We start from the raw sequence: 17391 nt of genomic DNA on the forward strand, positions 1-17391 counted from the left end.
AAGACGGGGGGCGCTCAACCGGCCAGCGCGCGGCTGGCGGCGACGTACTGCTGCATGCGTGCGCGGGCGCTGCCGTCTGCGATGACCGCGCGCGCCCGCGCCAGGCCATCGGCGATGCTGTCGGCCACGCCGGCAGCGTACAGCGCGGCGCCGGCATTGAGCGCGACGATGTCGTTGGCCGGGCCGGGCTGGTTGTCGAGCACGCCGCGCAGCATGGCGATGGACTCTGCCGGATCGGCGACCTTGAGGTTGCGGCTGGCCGACATGGCGATGCCGAAATCCTCCGGGTGGATCTCGTACTCGCGCACCTTGCCGTCGCGCAGCTCGCCGACCAGGGTGCCGGCGCCGAGCGAAATCTCATCCATGTTGTCACGCCCCCACACCACCAGCGCACGCTCCGCGCCGAGCTCGCGCAGCACCCGCGCCTGGATGCCCACCAGGTCGGGGTGGAACACGCCCATGAGGATGTTGGTGGCGCCCACGGGGTTGGTCAGCGGGCCGAGGATGTTGAAGATGGTGCGCACGCCCATCTCGCGGCGTACCGGCGCCACCACCTTCATCGCCGGGTGGTGCATCGGCGCGAACATGAAGCCGATGCCGGTCTGTTCGATGAGCCGGGCCACCTGGTCCGGCTGCAGCTCGATCGCCGCGCCCAGCGCCTCCACCGCATCGGCGCTGCCGGACTTGGACGACACGCTGCGGTTGCCGTGCTTGGCCACCCTGGCGCCGGCCGCGGCCACCACGAACATCGAGCAGGTGGAGATGTTGAAGGTATGCGAGCCGTCGCCGCCGGTGCCGACGATGTCGACCAGGTGGGTCTTGTCGGCCACCGCCACCGGCAGCGCGAACTCGCGCATCACCGTGGCCGCGCCGGCGATCTCGCCGACGGTTTCCTTCTTCACCCGCAGTCCGGTGAGGATGGCCGCGGTCATGGTCGGGGACACCTCGCCACGCATGATCTGCCGCATCAGGTCGACCATCTCGTCGAAGAAGATCTCGCGGTGCTCGATGGTGCGTTGCAGGGCTTCCTGCGCGGTGATGGTCATGAAAACTCCAGGATCAGGAAATGACGATGTAATCGCTCTGGCAGCGGATGCCTTCGTGGGCGCCGGGAACCAGGTGCACGTGCAGGCCGCCGATGGGGCCGACGGGCAGGCAGCTGTCGACCTCGAACAGGGCGTCGCGGTGTGGCTTGATCCATGCCGCGCCGGCCTGCCGCAGCGCCTTGCGCTTGGCGTCGGCCGGGTCGTCGGCGACCACCAGCAGGTAGCGGTGGGCCTCGCCGAACTCGCCGGCGACGTAGCCGCCCAGGTTCACGAAGTAGAGCCGCGGTGCATCGGCGGCCGGCACGTCCGCGGACAGGCGCACCTGCCACTGCTCGACGCCATCGACCGTCATCCACGAATCCAGGTGCAGCCCCGCCGCATCGCCGAACCATTGCTGGCGCAGCTGCGGGTAGCTCTGCTCGATACCGGGGGCCACGGCGAACACCACGTCATGCACTTCGGTGTTGGCGCGCGCATGGCGGCCGCCGAGCATTACCACGAACAGCCGCAGCGCTTCGGTGCCGCTCAGCACGTGCGGTCCAGGAAATTCTTCATCAGCGCGTGGCCGTGCTGGGTGAGGATGGACTCGGGATGGAACTGCACGCCTTCCACCGGGTACTGGCGGTGGCGCAGGCCCATGATCTCCTCCATCGAGCCGTCCGGGTTCTCGGTCCAGGCGGTGATCTCCAGCACGTCCGGCAGCGTGTTCTTGTCCACCACCAGCGAGTGATAGCGCGTGGCCTCGTAGCGGTCCGGCAGGCCGGCGAACACGCCCTTGCCCTCGTGGCGGATCGGCGAGGTCTTGCCGTGCATGATGTTGCCGGCGCGGATCACGTCACCGCCATACACCTGGCCGATGCTCTGGTGGCCCAGGCACACGCCGAAGACCGGGATGGTCGGGCCGAGCCGACGGATTACCTCCAGCGACACGCCGGCGTCGTCGGGCGTCTTCGGCCCCGGCGACACCACGATGTGCGAGGGATTGAGCGCGGCGATCTGCTCGACGCTGAGCGCGTCGTTGCGCACCACCTTCACCTCGGCGCCCAGCATCTGCAGGTACTGCACGAGGTTGAAGGTGAAGCTGTCGTAGTTGTCGATCATCAACAGCATGGTTCGTCTCTCATCGTTGTCCTGTTGCGGCGAGCGGCTGCGGGTGGTCGGCCACCAGCCGCCATTCCCCGTCCCAGCGCCCGTAGCCGGGCATGCCATAAGCGGGGTCGGCCGCCACCGAATCGATTCCAAATTTCGCCATGTCCGCGACCGTAACGGTCCAGTTGCACCCGCAGTCCTGCAGCTGGCCGAGCACCGTTATCCGCGGATCGACTCCGATCCTGGCGTAGAACGCGGCCTGCTCGGCCGAGATCCTGCGCAGCCACTGCCTGGCCGTCCGCTTCATGGACCACCGCTCCCACCAGGTAGGTGGCCGGCCGAGCTGCCTCTGCACGCCCGAGTAATCAAAATCCTCAAGCAGATTCTTCTGGATCATGGAGCCGTGCCAGATCACCAGCGCGCCGCTTTCCACGATCTTTCGCCGACCTGCCGGAAACACGTAATTCGCGCAGGACGACATGCAGACATCACCGACGACGCGCACGTCCAGGCCGCGGTCACGGACCAGCCCGCCCAGCGCCAGCCCGGCTTCGACATCGCCGCCGGCCGAGCGGATCGCCAGTTCCTTCAACGAGCCGTCGGCCTCAAGCAGCATGCGTACCGCGGCAACGGAGGCCTGCGTTATCCGGCCGTCGTAATGAACGACCCTGCCTTCGGCACGGACCGCCGCCTGCGCGCCATCCACGGTGCCAGCGGCTTGCGCAGCGGACACCGTCGTCGCCGCTCCCGTCACTGCAGCGAGCAGGACGACTGGCAGGCAATTGGCGGCCATGCCGTTCACCTCACAGCCCTTTCGCCGCCTGCGCCACCGCACGGAACAGCGCGCGGCCCTTGTTCATGGTCTCCTGCCACTCGGCGTCGGGGTCGGAGTCGTAGACCACGCCGCCACCGGCCTGCACGTACAGGTAACCGCCCTGGATGACCGCGGTGCGGATGGCGATGGCGGTGTCGCCGTCGCCATGCCAGCCGATGTAGCCGACCGCGCCGGAATAGACGTTGCGCTTGACCGGCTCCAGCTCGCGGATGATCTCCAGCGCGCGGATCTTGGGCGCGCCGCTGACGGTGCCGGCCGGGAACGTGGCGCGCAGCACGTCGCTGTAGCTCAACCCGGCCTTCAAGGTGCCGGTGACTTCGCTGACGATGTGCATGACGTGGCTGTAGCGTTCGATCACGAACTGCTCCCCCACCCTCACCGTGCCCGGCTCGGCGATGCGGCCGACGTCGTTGCGGCCCAGGTCGATCAGCATCACGTGTTCGGCGCGCTCCTTGGGATCGGCCAGCAGCTCGACCTCCAGCGCCTTGTCCTGCTCCGGCGTGGCGCCGCGCGGACGGGTGCCGGCGATCGGACGCACGGTGACGATGCCATCGCGCAGCCGCGCCAGGATTTCCGGCGAGGAGCCGACCACCTGGGTGCCGCCAACATCAATGAAATACATGTACGGCGACGGATTCAGCGCACGCAGGGCGCGGTATACGTCGATTGGCCGCGCACGGAACGGCACGCGCAGGCGCTGGCTCGGCACCACCTGGAAAATGTCGCCGGCGAGCACGTACTCCTGCGCCTTGCGCACCACCGCGTGGTACTGCTCGCGGGTGAAGGACGACTGGAAGTCCTGCTCGTCGATGGCATCGGACACCTGCGCCTGCGGGTAGCCGGCCCCGCCCTGGCGCAGCCGGTGCGCCAGTTCGTCCAGGCGGCGGTTGGCGCAGACCCAGGCCTGCGGCTGCGCCGGGTCGGCATGCACGATCAGGTACAGCCGGCCCTTGAGGTTGTCGAACACCGCCAGCTCTTCGGAGAGCATCAGGTAGATGTCCGGCGTGCCGAGTTCGTCGGGTTTGTCGCCCGCGCCCAGGTGCGGCTCGATGTACTGGATGCACTCGAAGCCGAACCAGCCGACCAGGCCGCCGGTGAAACCCGGCAGACCATCGAACTGTGGCACCGAGTGCTGCGCGCGCAGGACTTCGACCTCGGCCAGCGGGTCGGCGACCTCGCGGCGTTCGATCACTTCACCCAGTTCGCTTACTTCCAGCGTATGGCCGCGGACGCTGTAGATGCGCCGCGCCGGCAGGCCGATGATCGAATAGCGGCCGAAGCGTTCGCCGCCCTCGACCGATTCGAACAGGTAGGTATGCGGGCCGTCGGCGAGCTTGAGGTAGACCGACAGCGGCGTGTCCAGGTCGGACAGCACTTCGCGGACGACGGGGATGCGGGTATGGCCTTCAGCGGCCTGCTGCTGGAACTGCTCTTGCGTGATCAAGACGGCTTTCCTTCCGGGAATCGACGGTGGCGGTACGGACGACGGCAACGGGCCACCATCGCCACCAGCGGCGAGCGGAAGAAAGGGAACGCTTGGTCGTCAGAATGGACACCGCGCAACTGTACCGCAAATGGGCCGCAGCGGGGGGCCGCGACGCCCGGCCGGAACGCTTGCACAGGCAACTGTCCAAGCCCGCCTGGGGGTGCGCGGCGCCCCTCCACGGACCTCAGGCCAGGGCAGCGGGCGGCCGCCGTGGCAGCTGCACGGTCACGCACAACCCCGGGGTGCCGCCCGGGCCCGGGTCGCCCGCGGACAGCACAACGGTGCCGCGATGGCGGCTGACGATGGCGCGCACCAGGCTCAGGCCCAGCCCGGTACCGGGCTGGCCGCGGTCGGCCTGCAAGCGCTCGAAGCGATCGAACACGCGCTGGCGGTCGCCTTCGGGGATGCCCGGGCCCTGGTCGCGGATGCGCAGCACGGCATGCTCGCCGTCCACCGCCGTGTCCACGCTGACGGTACCGCCGGTGGGCCCGTACTTGAGTGCGTTGTCGAGCAGGTTCACCAGCACCTGGAACAGCTGGTCGGGGTCGCCCGCCACCTGCAGTGGCACGCCGGAGACGCACAGGCGCATGCCGCGCTGCGCGGCAACCGGCTGGTAAAGCTCGACCACGTCGGCGACCAGCTGGTCCAGGTCGACCACGGTGGCATCGTCGGTGGTCGCCGCCTGCGCCTCGATCCGCGACAGCCGCAGCAGCGCGGAAAAAGACTGCAGCAGGCCGTCGGCCTCGGCCAGCCCCGACTCCAGTTCGGCCAGCGCCGCCGGCGACGCGGCAATGGCCGGTACCGCGCGCATCGCCTCCAGCCGGGTGCGCAGGCGGCTCAGCGGGGTGCGCAGGTCATGGGCGATGTGATCGGTGGCGTGGCGCACCGCGTCGAGCAGCGCCTGGATCCGGTCGAGCATGCCATTGAAGCGCAGCGCGACGCGGTCGAAGGCATCGCCACTGCCATCGCTGCGCACGCGCAGGTCCATTTCGCCGGCCGCCACCCGCTCGGCGGTGCGGTCCAGGCTGCCGAGCCGGCGCGCCACCCAGCGCGAGGTCCAGCCGCCGACCATCGCCCCCATCACCGCCGCCGCCAGCAGCGCGGCCAGCGCCGAGTGCAGGATCAGGCGCAGGAAGCCGTCCTCCGAACGCATGCGCAGGCCGGCGACCAGGTACTGGCCGTTGTCCAGCCGCTGCTGGTGCGCGACCACCCGCGGGGCGTCGTCGGCCTCGACGTCGGTGAACTCCAGCCAGCGCGCATGCGCGGTCCAGCCCGGCACGCTCGCCAGCGTGCCGACGATGACCTCGCCGCGCGCGTCCAGCAGCATGTACACCATGTCCGGGTCGTCCGGGGTGCCGATACGCCCCTGCAGTTCCTCGCGCAGCCGCGCGTAGCCGGCGTGCCGGTAGAGATCGCGCAGCCCGGCCGCGTCGGTACGCACGACCTCGTGCGCGTCGCGCTCGAGCAGGGCGGACACCGCGGCATAGACGCCGGTGCCGAGCACGATGAACGCCAGCAGGAACGCGACCGACACCGCCAGCGCCAGCCGCGAGGTGGTGGAGCGCAGCAGGCGCATCAGCCGTCGAGCCGGTAGCCGGCGCCGCGCACCGTATGCAGCAGCGGCGTGGCGAAGCCATGGTCGATCTTCTGCCGCAGGCGGCTGATGTGCACGTCGATCACGTTGGTCTGCGGATCGAAGTGGTAGTTCCACACCGACTCCAGCAGCATGGTGCGGGTGACCACGCGGCCGGCGTTACGCATCAGGTACTCCAGCAGCATGAACTCGCGCGGCAGCAGTTCGATGGCACGGCCTGCGCGCGAGGCGGTGCGGCGCAGCAGGTCCAGTTCCAGGTCGGCCACCTGCAGCCGCGTCGACACGGCGGCCGGCGATGCCCCCGGAGCGCGCCGCGACAGACCATCGAGCCGGGCACTGAGTTCGGCGAACGCGAACGGCTTGACCAGGTAGTCGTCGGCACCGGCGCGCAGACCTTCCACCCGGTGGTCGACATCGGCCAGCGCGGTCAGCAGCAGCACCGGCACCGTATTGCCGGCGCCGCGCAGCGTGCGCAGCACGGTGAGCCCGTCCAGGCCGGGCAGCATGCGGTCCAGCACGACCGCCGCGTAGGTTTCGGTGGTGGCCATGAACAGGCCATCGCGGCCGTTGTCCACGCAGTCGACGACGTGCCCGTCCTCGCGCAGTCCCTTGGCGATGTAGGCCGAAATCTGGGTATCGTCCTCGACGACCAGTATGCGCATGACGGCGTGGCTGTGGCCTGGGTCGGGCAAGCATAGCGCCGGCGGCGGCGCGGTTCAGCGGGTCGGAGTGGGCGTTGCCACGGGGGCGGCGCGGTTGCCGCCGGACGTGGCTGGCGCGCGGCGCTCGCACTTGCCCAGCGCGCTGCGCTTGAGGCAGCGCGGCAGCACTTTTGCCGTTGCCGGGCGGGGTGCGGAAGCCGGCGCACTGGCGCCCGCGGGCGTAGCCGGGGCCGCAGGTGTACCGGGCAACCCCGTGCCCCCCAGGACCGCCAGCATGACCAGGGCCGCCAGCGAATACGGGTGATGGATGCTGGTGTTCATGGCCCTGCCCTCGGTCACGGTGACTCGACCGGACGCAGGCGGATCACGCCGGCCGACGGACCGGCGTGACCCTCCCGGGCCGGGGACTTACTTGCCGTCTGCCGGGGTGGCGGGCGTTGCCGGCTTGGCCACGGCGGCGTGGTGGTGGTGCTTCTTGGCGTGGTGCTTGGTGGCCGGCGCGGTGGCGGTCTTGGCCGCCGGCGCCATCTGCATGGCCGGGGCCGCCGGGGTGGCGGGCGTGGCGGGGGTGGCCGGGGTCGACTGGGCGGCGAACGCGGTGCCGGCCCCCAGGGCCAGGCCGACGGCGAGGAGCAGGGCGGAGGTCTTCATGTGCGTGATCCTTTGGGCGGGCTACAGCGTGGAAGTTCGGAAAGATGGCGTTTCCAACCATCGCCGACAGATTGCGCCGCGCCGGCTAACCGGAGCGTGGCGCAGGCATGAACGCGCTGTAATGTGCATCCGCCACGCAACCGCAACGCGGCCGTCATCGCCGCGTCATCGAACCGGCGGAGCATGGAAGGCCATAGCAGGGACGATGGATGGAGGCAGGATCAGCCTCCCACGAATTCCCCCGGCCGTGGCAACGATGCCACGGCCTTCTTTTTGCCGGTGCCGGCCGGCGCAGCGGTTACCGCGACGCCGGCACCCATGCCGTGCCTCAGCCCTCGGCGAACCGCCGCAGCGCGTCGCCCTGCAGCCGATACACGGTCCACTCGTCCTGCGGCAGCGCGCCGGCGGCGCGGTAGAAGTCGATCGCCGGCGTGTTCCAGTCCAGTACCGACCACTCGAAGCGGCCGCAGCCCTGCGCCACCGCCAGGCGCGCGATGTGCTGCAGCAGTGCCTTGCCCGCCCCGCAGCCGCGATGTTCCGGGCTGACGTACAGGTCTTCCAGGTAGATGCCGTTGCGGCCCAGCCAGGTGGAATAGTTGTAGAAGTAGACCGCGTAGCCGATGGCCTGCCCGTCGCGCTCGCAGACCAGCGCCTGCGCCTTGGCATCGGCACCGAACAGGCTGGCGCGGATCCCGGCCTCGTCGGTCTGCACCGACGATTCGGCCCTTTCGTAGATCGCCAGTTCGCGGATGAAATGCAGGATCAGGCCCGCATCATCGGCGGTGGCCGGACGGATGTGCAGGCCGGCAGCCATGCTCAACCCCGCGCCGCGGCGACGTTGGCGCGCATCTGCGCGATCACCTGCGCGTAGTCCGGGGCGTTGAAGATGGCCGAGCCGGCGACGAAGGCGTCGGCGCCGGCGGCGGCGATCTGGCCGATGTTGTCGGCCTTGACCCCGCCGTCCACTTCCAGGATCACCGGCTTGCCGAGCTTGTCGATCATCGCCCGCACCGCGCGCAGCTTTTCCAGGGTCGAGGGAATGAACGCCTGGCCGCCGAAGCCGGGGTTGACCGACATCAGCAGCACCAGATCCAGGTCCTCCAGCACCCAGTCGAGCACTTCCACCGGGGTCGCCGGGTTCAGCACCAGACCGGCCTTGCAGCCATGTGCCTTGATCAGCTGGATGGTGCGGTGAACGTGCCGCGACGCTTCCGGGTGGAAGCTGATCAGGCTGGCGCCGGCCTCGGCGAAGTCCGGCACGATGCGGTCCACCGGCTCGACCATCAGGTGCACGTCGATCGGCGCGGTCACGCCATGCCTGCGCAGCGCCTGGCAGACCATCGGGCCGATGGTCAGGTTGGGCACGTAATGGTTGTCCATCACGTCGAAATGGACCCAGTCGGCACCGGCGGCGAGGACGGTGTCGACCTCCTCGCCGAGCCGGGCGAAGTCGGCCGAGAGGATGGACGGGGCGATGATGCAGTTGGACATGACGGGGCCTTTCAGCGCTTGCGCAGGGTTTTGATGCGGTCGTAGGCGGCGTTGATCTGCCGGGCCTTCTTCTCGGCCTGGGCGCGCAGTTCGGGCGCTGCACCGGCCAGCTTGTCGGGGTGGTACTGGGAGATCAGGCGGCGGTAGGCCAGGTCGATCTCGGCATCGCTGGCCTCGCGGGTCACCCCCAGCTCGCGGTAGGGCAGGTCCTTGCCGAGCCTGAACCAGTCGCTGTCGAACGCATGCCCCAGCAGCATGCCCACCACCGCGCCGAACAGCGGGTTGGGCCTGAACAGCAGGGCGCCGGCGATGAATCCCAGCAGTTTTCCGTACCAGCGCATGGGCGGGGCCGTGGCCTTGAAGATCGGGGCCGTATTTTATGCCACAGCCGCCCCGGACGGCCTTACACTAGGCCGCCCGCCGTCCCGCCGCGGGCCCCCCGGGTCCTGTGCCGACGGCTTCATCGCCAAGTTCCAGGAGTGCCCGTGCCGACCACGCTGCTGCAATCCGATCTTCCCGGCCTGCCCTTGCGCCACCGCGGCAAGGTGCGCGATGTATTCGATATCCCGCGCGAACGCCTGCCGGCCGACACGCCTGCCGGCGATTACCTGCTCATCGTGGCCACCGACCGCCTGTCCGCGTTCGACGTGGTGCTGCCCGACCCGATCCCGGGCAAGGGCGAGATGCTGTGCCAGGTGTCCAATTTCTGGTTCGCCAAGACCGCGCACCTGATGCCCAACCACCTGACCGGCATCGACGTGGCCAGCGTGCTGCCCGACGGCGTGGACCCGGCGCTGTACGCCCGGCGCGCGGTGGTCACCCGCAGGCTCAAGCCGGTGCCGGTGGAGGCCATCGCCCGTGGCTACCTGATCGGCAGCGGCTGGAAGGACTACCAGCGCACCGGCCAGGTCAGCGGCATCAAGCTGCCCGACGGCCTGCAGCAGGCGCAGCAGCTGCCCGAGCCGATCTTCACCCCGTCCACCAAGGCCGCGGTGGGCGACCACGACGAGAACATCGACTTCGACGCGATGGTCAAGGCGGTGGGCGCCGAGCTTGCCGAGAAGGTGCGCGACGCGACCCTGCGCATCTACAAGTTCGCCGCCGAGTACGCGGCCGAGCGCGGCATCCTGCTGGCCGACACCAAGTTCGAGTTCGGCACCGACGCCGACGGCCGCCTGTACATCATGGACGAGATGCTCACGCCCGACTCCTCGCGCTACTGGCCGGCCGACGAGTACGCGGTCGGCACCAGCCCGCCGAGCTACGACAAGCAGTTCGTGCGCGACTACCTGGAAACGCTGGACTGGAACAAGACCGCCCCGGGCCCGGCGCTGCCGGCCGAGGTGATCGCGCGCACCCGCGACAAGTACGCCGAGGCCCTGCAGAAGCTGGCGGGCATCCACATCGACTGAGTTCCCCCGCGCGCCCGTCGGGGCGCGCGCCACCGCCCCTGCCGGGAGAAGAGGCCGCATGGACATGAGTGCCGCACGCCCCATCGACCGTTGGTTCGCCAGCTATTCCGGCGACCACCGCAATCCCGTCAACCAGGCCATCCACGTGGTCGCGGTGCCGGCCATCCTGTGGTCGGTGATCGCCCTGTTGTGGTGCATCCCGCCGCTGCTGCCCTGGTTCCAGAACGGCATCTGGGCGGCGCTGGCGATGTTCGGCGCATGGGCGTACTACAACCGCCTGTCGCGGCCGCTGGGCATCGGCATGCTGATCCTGTTCTTCGTCTCCGGCTGCCTGTGCCGGCTGCTGGAGGACCGCATCGGCGTGCGCGGCCTGCTGTACGCCGGCGTCGGCGTGTTCGTCGTCGCCTGGATCGCGCAGTTCATCGGCCACCACATTGAAGGCCGCCGGCCCAGCTTTCTCACCGACCTGACCTATCTGCTGATCGGGCCGATCTGGGTGCTGGCCAAGCTGTACCGGCAGTTCGGCTGGAAGTACTGAGCGGCGCGCACCCGCGGGCAGGCCCGGGACCGTGGATGCGGGGCCCGCCGCGCATGCGACATCGCGCCAAAGCCCGTGCGGGGCAAGCCCCGCACTACAGCCCGAACATGTCCCGGGTGGGATGGAACGGGCGTGGCGCATAGCCGAAGTCGCGGCGTGCCGGGTCGATATCGAACACCAGCGGCTCGCGCATGCGTGCCAGCGCGGCGGCGTTCATGCCGCGCAGGCGGCCCATGGCATGGGCCATCGCCAACGCCCCGCGGAACAGCGGCGCCGGCACCCGCAACAGCCGCGGCGGCGGCTGCAGCGACGCCAGCACCCGCCGCACCATTTCCGCATAGGCCAGGCGCTCGCCACCGCCGAGCGCATAGGCGTGCCCGGCGGTGGCCGGATGCCGCAACACCTGCAGCGCGGCGTCGGCCAGATCCTGCACGTGCACCGGCTGGCGCAGGCCGTCGGCCCCGGCCGGCAGCACGAACACGCCGCTGCGGGTGGCCAGCCGCGCGATCGCGGTCAGCGTGGCATCGCGGCCGGCGCCATAGACCAGGGTCGGCCGCAGCACCGTGGCGGCCACGCCACGGGCGCGTGCGGCGGCGAACAGCGTGGCCTCGGCCTCACGCAGGCGGCGGGCGACATCGCGCTCGGCCGGTTCGCGCGAGTCCTGCTTGACCTCGACGCTGGTCGAGCCGAACGCGACCACCCGCGGCGCGGCGATGTCCGCGGCCTGGTACCAGCGCGCGAAGTGGTCGAGCGGGCCGCAGCTGAACACCGCATCGAACGGGCCATCGTCCCGCCAGTCGCCGGACAGGTCGCCCTGTCGCCAGCTCAGCCCCGGCGCGGCCGCACGCCGCGCGCGCGACACGGCCTGCACCCTCCAGCCATCGGCCAGCAGCCCGGCCAGCAGCCGTTCGCCGATCTGCCCGCTGCCGCCGAACACCAGTGCCCGCCGCGGCATGTCTTCTGCGTGTTGCCCTGCTTCCATGCGGACAGCATAGGCGATGGCGGCGCAGCGACGCGCCATGTCCGCGCACGGCCATCGCCACGGGCACCGCGATGGCATCCGCGGCGCGAACACCCGACGCGCCGTTGCCGGTGCCTGGCGGGCCGGTCACCGCGCCTGCCAGGCGCGCCGCAGCGCACGCGCGTCCGCCCTCCGGCAGCGCCGCGCCGGCCCGTTCCGCCGGGGGCGGCCGGGCCTGCTGCCGGGGCGCGGACGCCGGCCACCCGGGGCGCCCGGCGCGGACCGCGAACCCGAACGGCTCGTTCATCTACGGGGTTCCGGCGGCAAAAAAGCGCCTGCTAGACTGCTGGACCTGCTCGCGAATCCCGCATTCCCTGCATGACATCCGTTCTCCCCCTGCTGCTCGCGCTGCCATTCCTGATGGCCGCGCTCATCGCCCTGCATGGCCGCCTGTCGCGCACGGCCGCGGCGTGGGTGGCCGGTGCCGCACCCCTGCTGGGCCTGGTGCTGCTGGGAACGATGACCCCGGCCGTGCTCGACGGCGCGGTACTGCGCGAAAGCTGGCCCTGGCTGCCGCGGATCGGGCTGGAGGCCACCCTGCGCCTGGACGGGCTGGCGTGGATGTTCGCCGGGCTGGTGCTGGGCATCGGCGCGCTGGTGGTGCTGTACGCGCGCTACTACCTCTCGGCGCAGGACAGTACGCGCCGCTTCTACAGCTGCCTGCTGCTGTTCATGGGCGCGATGCTGGGCATGGTGCTGTCCGGCAACCTGCTGCTGCTGATGGTGTTCTGGGAGCTGACCAGCATCAGTTCGTTCCTGCTGATCGGCTTCTGGTCGCACCGCCGCGACGCCCGCGAGGGCGCGCGCATGGCGTTCGTCGTCACCGGCGGCGGCGGGCTGGCGCTGCTGGCCGGCGTACTGCTGATCGGCCGCATCGTCGGCAGCTTCGACCTGGACGTGGTGCTGGCCTCGGGCGACCTGATCCGTGGCAGCACGCTGTATCCGTGGGCGCTGCTGCTGGTCCTGGCCGGCATCTTCACCAAGAGCGCGCAGTTCCCGTTCCATTTCTGGCTGCCGCATGCGATGGCCGCGCCCACCCCGGTATCGGCCTACCTGCACTCGGCGACGATGGTGAAGGCCGGTGTGTTCCTGCTGGCGCGGCTGCACCCGGCGCTGGCCGGCAGCGAACTGTTCTTCTACCTGGTCAGCGGCATTGGCGCGATCACCCTGCTGGTCGGCGCCTGGAATGCGATCTTCCAGCATGACCTCAAGGGCCTGCTGGCCTATTCGACGATCTCGCACCTGGGCCTGATCACCCTGCTGTTCGGCCTGTCCACGCCGATGGCCGTGGTCGCCGGCGTGTTCCATATCCTCAACCACGCCACCTTCAAGGCCTCGCTGTTCATGGCCGCGGGGATCATCGACCACGAAACCGGCACCCGTGACATGCGCCGCCTTGGCGGCCTGCGGCGGCTGATGCCCATCACCAGCACGCTGGCGATCATCGCCTCGCTGGCGATGGCGGGCATCCCGCTGCTCAACGGCTTCCTGTCCAAGGAAATGCTGTTCGCCGAGGCGCTGGCCACCGGCGGCCCGCAGTGGATGCGCACGGCGATGAGCTCGGCCGCGCTGCTGGCCGGCATCCTCGGCGTCGCCTACAGCCTGCGCTTCGTCCACGACACCTTCTTCGGCAAGGGCCCGCTCGACATCGAGGGGGTGCCGCACGAACCGCCGCGCTGGATGAAGGTCCCGGTGGAGGTGCTGGTGCTGATCTGCCTGGCGGTCGGCATTGCCCCGGCGCTGACCGTGGCCCCCGTGCTGCACGCCGCCGCGCAGTCGATCCTCGGCGCTGCGATGCCCGTCTACAGCCTGGCGGTCTGGCACGGCTTCAACCTGCCCCTGGCGATGAGCGCGGTCGGCGTGGCCGGCGGCATCGCGCTGTATGCCGGCCTGCGCCGGCGCACCGACCTGTATGCCGCGCGCAACCGCCCGGTCGGCAAGCTGCTGTTCCAGCGCGGCATGGACGCGCTGTTCGGGCTGGCCCAGCGCATCACCCACGCGCTGGCGGACGGCAGCCTGCAGCGCATGCTGCTGGCGCTGGTGCTGGTGGCGGTGATCGTGGCCGGTGCGCCGTACGCCGCCGCCCCGGCATGGCCGGCCTGGCCGGCGGCGCAGCCGATGCCGCTGCTGGGCTGGGCACTGTGGCTGGTGATGCTGGCCTGCGCCCTGGGCGCGCTGTTCCTGTACCGGCAGCGCCTGCTGGCGGTGATCGTGGTGGGCGGTTCCGGGCTGATGGTGGCGCTGGCGTTCGTGTTCCTGTCCGCGCCGGACCTGGCGTTGACCCAGCTGATGGTGGAGATGGTGACTCTGGTGCTGATGCTGCTGGGCATGAACTACCTGCCGGCGCAGTCGCCACCCGAGCGCACGCCGTGGCGCAAGCGCCGCGACGCGCTGATCGCGGTGGTCGCCGGCGGCGGCCTGGCCGCGCTGGCCTACACCATGATGACCCTGCCGCCCAACACCGTGGCCGGCGAGATGCTGCAGCGCGCGCTGCCCGAGGCCTACGGCCGCAACGTGGTGAACGTGATCCTGGTCGACTTCCGCGGCTTCGATACCTTCGGTGAAATCACCGTGTTCGGCATCGCCGCGCTGGTGGTGCATGCGCTGCTGCGCCGCGCGCGCATGGCGCCCGAGCAGATCATGCCCGGCCCGCCGATCAAGCTGCCGGTGCCGGCCGACCTGGCGCAGATCATGTTCCCGCTCACCCTCACCGTGTCGATCTTCCTGTTCCTGCGTGGCCACAACGCCCCGGGCGGCGGCTTCATCGCCGGGCTGGTGCTGGCGGTGCCGCTGCTGATCCAGTACGTGATCCAGGGCACGGTGTCGGTGGAATCGCGCTTCGGCTTCGATTACATCCGCTGCATCGGCGTGGGCCTGCTGGTCGCCGTGCTCAGCGGCATGGCGTCGATGCTGTTCGGGGTTCCGTTCCTGACCAGCGGCCACCTCGACCTGCACCTGCCGCTGATCGGCGAGCTGCCGCTGGCCAGCGCGATAGGCTTTGACACCGGCGTGTACCTGGTGGTGTTCGGCGGGGTGATGCTGATCCTGTCGATGATGGGCACGGTCAAGCCGTCGCGCACGCGCAGCGCGCGCCATGGCGAGATCGACATCCACCGCCGTTCGCCGCGCACCGGGGAGATGCACTGATGGAACTGGCCCTGGCAAGCGCGATTGGCGTGCTCACCGCGATCGGCGTGTACCTGCTGCTGCGCGCGCGCAGCTTCGACGTCATCCTCGGCATGACCTTCCTGTCCTATGCCACCAACCTGCTGATCTTCAGCGCCGGGCGCCTGGCCAGCGGCAAGGCGCCGGTGCTCAAGGACGGCGTGGCCCCGGACCTGGCGCACTACACCGACCCGCTGCCGCAGGCGCTGGTGCTGACCGCCATCGTCATCGCCTTCGCCATGACCGCGGTCAGCATCGTGCTGGCGATACGCAGCCGCAGCGACAACCACAGCGACCACGTCGACGCGCACGAGCCCGACGACGGCCGCGACGCCGGCAACCGGGAGGGCGCATGAACCACCTGCCGATTCTGCCGGTCCTGGTACCGCTGCTGGGCGCGTCGCTGTCGTTGTTCGTCGAACACCGGCGCTACGGGCCGAAGGTGCAGCGCAGCGTGGCCTGGGCCAGCATGGTGGTACTGGCACTGGTCGAAGGGCTGCTGATCGCCGCCACCAGCCAGGGCGAGACCATGGTGTACCTGCTGGGCGACTGGCCGGCGCGGCTGGGCATCGCCCTGGTCGCCGACCGCCTGGCCGGCTGGATGCTTGGCACCACGCTGCTGCTGGCCGCGGCCTGCCTGTTGCATGCGTGCACCGGCTGGGACCGCCGCGCGCCGCACTTCCATGCCCTGTTCCAGTTCCAGCTGGTCGGTCTCAACGGCGCCTTCCTGACCGGGGACATCTTCAACCTGTTCGTGTTCTTCGAGGTGCTGCTGATCGCCTCCTACGGCCTGCTGCTGTCCGGCGGCCGCGGCCTGCGCCTGCGCATCGGCCTGCACTACGTGGTGTTCAACGTCTCGGCCTCGACCGTGTTCCTGATCGCACTGGGCATGCTCTATGCCACCCTGGGCACGCTCAACATGGCCGAGATCGGGCAGCGCATCGCCGAGCTTCCGCCGACCCACCTGAAGCTGGCCAAGGCCGCGCTGGGCCTGCTGCTGGTGGTGTTCTGCGCCAAGGCCGCGCTGCTGCCGCTGTACCTGTGGCTGCCCGAATCGTATGCGCGCGCACCGGCGGCGGTGGCGGCGCTGTTCGTGATCATGACCAAGGTCGGCCTGTACGCGGTGCTGCGCGTCGGCACGCTGTGGTTCGGCGAGGGCGCCGGCGCACTGGCCGGCTATGGCGCCGGCTGGCTGCTGTGGGCCGGCATCGGCACCCTGCTGCTGGGCGCGCTGGGCGCACTGGCGGCGACCCGGCTGCGGGCGCAGGTGGCGTACCTGGTGGTGGTTTCGGCGGCGACCCTGTTCATCGCCTTCGCGCTGGGCAACGCCGGGACCATCTCGGCCGGGCTGTACTACCTGCCGCACAGCACGTTCACCGCGGCCGCACTGTTCCTGGTCGCCGACCTGATCCGCCGCCGGCGCTGGCGCGCCGGCGAACGCGGCGAACGCGACCTGGCCGCCGCGCTGCCGGGCAAGACCATCCCCGGCCTGCTGTTCCTGGTCGGCGCGGTGGCGGTGGCGGGGCTGCCACCGCTGGCCGGCTTCCTGGCCAAGGCCGCGCTGCTGTCGGCGGTGCCCGACGCGCATACCGGACTGGTCTGGGCGGCGGTACTGGGCAGCAGCCTGCTGGTGATCATCGGCCTGGTACGCAGCGGCATCCGCCTGTTCTGGCACGTGCCCGGCGAGGACGACGCGCCGCCAGCACCCGCGAGCGAAGTGCCGGCGCGACCGTTCGAGACCGCCGCCACCACCGCGCTGCTGGCCTGCGCACTGGCGATGAGCGTGTTCGCCGCGCCGCTGATGCGGCAGACCGACGCCATTGCCGCGCAGCTGCTGGCGCCGCAGCAATACCTGCACGACGTGCGCGGCGCCACGCCGCAATCGAGGCTGCCATGAGCGCGCGCCGGCCCCTGCTGCGGCGGCTGTTCCCCTCGCCCGCGCTGTCGATCACCGTGGTCGCGTTCTGGCTGGTCATGTCCGCCAGCTTCGACCTCGGCCAGCTGCTGCTCGGCATGTTGCTGGGCGTGGTGATTCCGCTGTTCGCCGCGCGCCTTGACCGCGAGTTCGCCCGCATCGGCACGCTGCGGCCATTGCCGCGGCTGGTATGCGTGATGTTGTGGGACATCCTGCTGTCCAACTTCCGCGTCGCCGCGCAGGTGCTGGGGCCCGAGCGCAGGCTCACCCCGGGGTTCATCTGGGTGCCGCTGGACATCGGCAACATCCACGGCATCGCCGCGCTGACCAGCCTCATCACCCTCACCCCGGGCACGGTGTCCTCCGCCCTGTCCGACGACCGCCGCTACCTGCTGGTGCACGTGCTGCACCTGGAGGACCCGCAGGCCCTGATCGCCGAGATCAAGTCCCGCTACGAGGCGCCGCTGATGGAGATCTTCCCGTGAC

General features: G+C 70.3%; 19 protein-coding genes. 6 read left to right on the plus strand and 13 right to left on the minus strand.

Going from position 1 to position 17391, the window contains the following annotated elements; genetic code table 11:
* Positions 1–14 precede the first annotated feature (14 nt).
* From trpD to ACJ7VY_RS14495, 12 genes are all read right to left on the minus strand, one after another.
* Entirely contained in the window at positions 15–1046 is a 1032-nt protein-coding gene (gene trpD, locus ACJ7VY_RS14440; protein WP_240212374.1) for an anthranilate phosphoribosyltransferase, read from the minus strand.
* Between the two features lie 13 nt (positions 1047–1059).
* Complete coding sequence (locus ACJ7VY_RS14445; RefSeq protein ID WP_240212375.1) at positions 1060–1578, minus strand: DUF1543 domain-containing protein; 519 nt, start codon at positions 1576–1578, stop codon at positions 1060–1062.
* Positions 1572–2156: an anthranilate synthase component II gene (locus ACJ7VY_RS14450; RefSeq protein WP_104939721.1), complete on the minus strand. Its 585-nt coding sequence runs from the start codon at positions 2154–2156 to the stop codon at positions 1572–1574. The genes ACJ7VY_RS14445 and ACJ7VY_RS14450 overlap by 7 nt, the downstream gene beginning before the upstream one ends.
* Before the next feature lie 10 nt (positions 2157–2166).
* A complete protein-coding gene (locus ACJ7VY_RS14455; protein WP_409475907.1) occupies positions 2167–2928 on the minus strand; it encodes a hypothetical protein in 762 nt (253 codons plus the stop codon).
* Positions 2929–2938: 10 nt separating this feature from the next.
* A complete protein-coding gene (trpE, locus tag ACJ7VY_RS14460) occupies positions 2939–4414 on the minus strand; it encodes an anthranilate synthase component I (protein WP_409475908.1) in 1476 nt (491 codons plus the stop codon).
* A gap of 226 nt (positions 4415–4640) precedes the next feature.
* Positions 4641–6032 (minus strand): ATP-binding protein, encoded by a 1392-nt coding sequence (locus tag ACJ7VY_RS14465; protein ID WP_409475909.1) that lies wholly within the window; start codon positions 6030–6032, stop codon positions 4641–4643.
* Complete coding sequence (locus ACJ7VY_RS14470; protein WP_409475910.1) at positions 6032–6712, minus strand: winged helix-turn-helix domain-containing protein; 681 nt, start codon at positions 6710–6712, stop codon at positions 6032–6034. Before ACJ7VY_RS14470 ends, ACJ7VY_RS14465 begins: the two co-directional genes overlap by 1 nt.
* Before the next feature lie 54 nt (positions 6713–6766).
* A complete protein-coding gene (locus ACJ7VY_RS14475) occupies positions 6767–7033 on the minus strand; it encodes a hypothetical protein (protein WP_409475911.1) in 267 nt (88 codons plus the stop codon).
* An 87-nt stretch (positions 7034–7120) separates the two neighbouring features.
* A complete protein-coding gene (locus ACJ7VY_RS14480; RefSeq protein WP_409475912.1) occupies positions 7121–7363 on the minus strand; it encodes a hypothetical protein in 243 nt (80 codons plus the stop codon).
* A 328-nt stretch (positions 7364–7691) separates the two neighbouring features.
* A complete protein-coding gene (locus tag ACJ7VY_RS14485; protein WP_054667848.1) occupies positions 7692–8177 on the minus strand; it encodes a GNAT family N-acetyltransferase in 486 nt (161 codons plus the stop codon).
* Positions 8178–8179: 2 nt separating this feature from the next.
* A complete protein-coding gene (gene rpe, locus ACJ7VY_RS14490) occupies positions 8180–8854 on the minus strand; it encodes a ribulose-phosphate 3-epimerase (RefSeq protein WP_240212382.1) in 675 nt (224 codons plus the stop codon).
* A gap of 11 nt (positions 8855–8865) precedes the next feature.
* Positions 8866–9195, minus strand: a complete 330-nt coding sequence (locus tag ACJ7VY_RS14495) for a J domain-containing protein (RefSeq protein WP_104939728.1) — start codon at positions 9193–9195, stop codon at positions 8866–8868.
* Positions 9196–9339: 144 nt separating this feature from the next.
* Here ACJ7VY_RS14495 and ACJ7VY_RS14500 point away from each other — a divergent pair, with 144 nt between their 5' ends.
* Entirely contained in the window at positions 9340–10266 is a 927-nt protein-coding gene (locus ACJ7VY_RS14500) for a phosphoribosylaminoimidazolesuccinocarboxamide synthase (protein ID WP_161615165.1), read from the plus strand.
* Positions 10267–10324: 58 nt separating this feature from the next.
* Positions 10325–10804 carry a DUF962 domain-containing protein gene (locus ACJ7VY_RS14505; RefSeq protein WP_161615166.1) on the plus strand — a complete coding sequence of 160 codons (480 nt, stop codon included), beginning with the start codon at positions 10325–10327 and terminating at the stop codon, positions 10802–10804.
* A 94-nt stretch (positions 10805–10898) separates the two neighbouring features.
* On the opposite strand, the gene ACJ7VY_RS14510 is transcribed toward ACJ7VY_RS14505, so the two are convergent.
* Positions 10899–11759, minus strand: coding sequence for an NAD-dependent epimerase/dehydratase family protein (locus tag ACJ7VY_RS14510; protein ID WP_409475913.1), 861 nt, complete (start codon positions 11757–11759; stop codon positions 10899–10901).
* A gap of 384 nt (positions 11760–12143) precedes the next feature.
* Between ACJ7VY_RS14510 and ACJ7VY_RS14515 the strand changes: the two genes are divergently transcribed.
* From ACJ7VY_RS14515 to ACJ7VY_RS14530, 4 genes are read left to right on the plus strand one after another with little or no spacing between them, the layout of a single operon-like run.
* A complete protein-coding gene (locus ACJ7VY_RS14515) occupies positions 12144–14972 on the plus strand; it encodes a monovalent cation/H+ antiporter subunit A (RefSeq protein WP_409475914.1) in 2829 nt (942 codons plus the stop codon).
* Positions 14972–15346: a Na+/H+ antiporter subunit C gene (locus ACJ7VY_RS14520; RefSeq protein ID WP_104939732.1), complete on the plus strand. Its 375-nt coding sequence runs from the start codon at positions 14972–14974 to the stop codon at positions 15344–15346. Before ACJ7VY_RS14515 ends, ACJ7VY_RS14520 begins: the two co-directional genes overlap by 1 nt.
* A complete protein-coding gene (locus ACJ7VY_RS14525; protein WP_409475915.1) occupies positions 15343–16887 on the plus strand; it encodes a monovalent cation/H+ antiporter subunit D in 1545 nt (514 codons plus the stop codon). The genes ACJ7VY_RS14520 and ACJ7VY_RS14525 overlap by 4 nt, the downstream gene beginning before the upstream one ends.
* A complete protein-coding gene (locus tag ACJ7VY_RS14530; RefSeq protein WP_104939734.1) occupies positions 16884–17390 on the plus strand; it encodes a Na+/H+ antiporter subunit E in 507 nt (168 codons plus the stop codon). The genes ACJ7VY_RS14525 and ACJ7VY_RS14530 overlap by 4 nt, the downstream gene beginning before the upstream one ends.
* Position 17391 lies beyond the last annotated feature (1 nt).

The sequence above is a fragment of the Stenotrophomonas sp. Y-13 genome (assembly GCF_046267925.1).
Taxonomy (GTDB): Bacteria; Pseudomonadota; Gammaproteobacteria; order Xanthomonadales; family Xanthomonadaceae; genus Stenotrophomonas; species Stenotrophomonas acidaminiphila_A.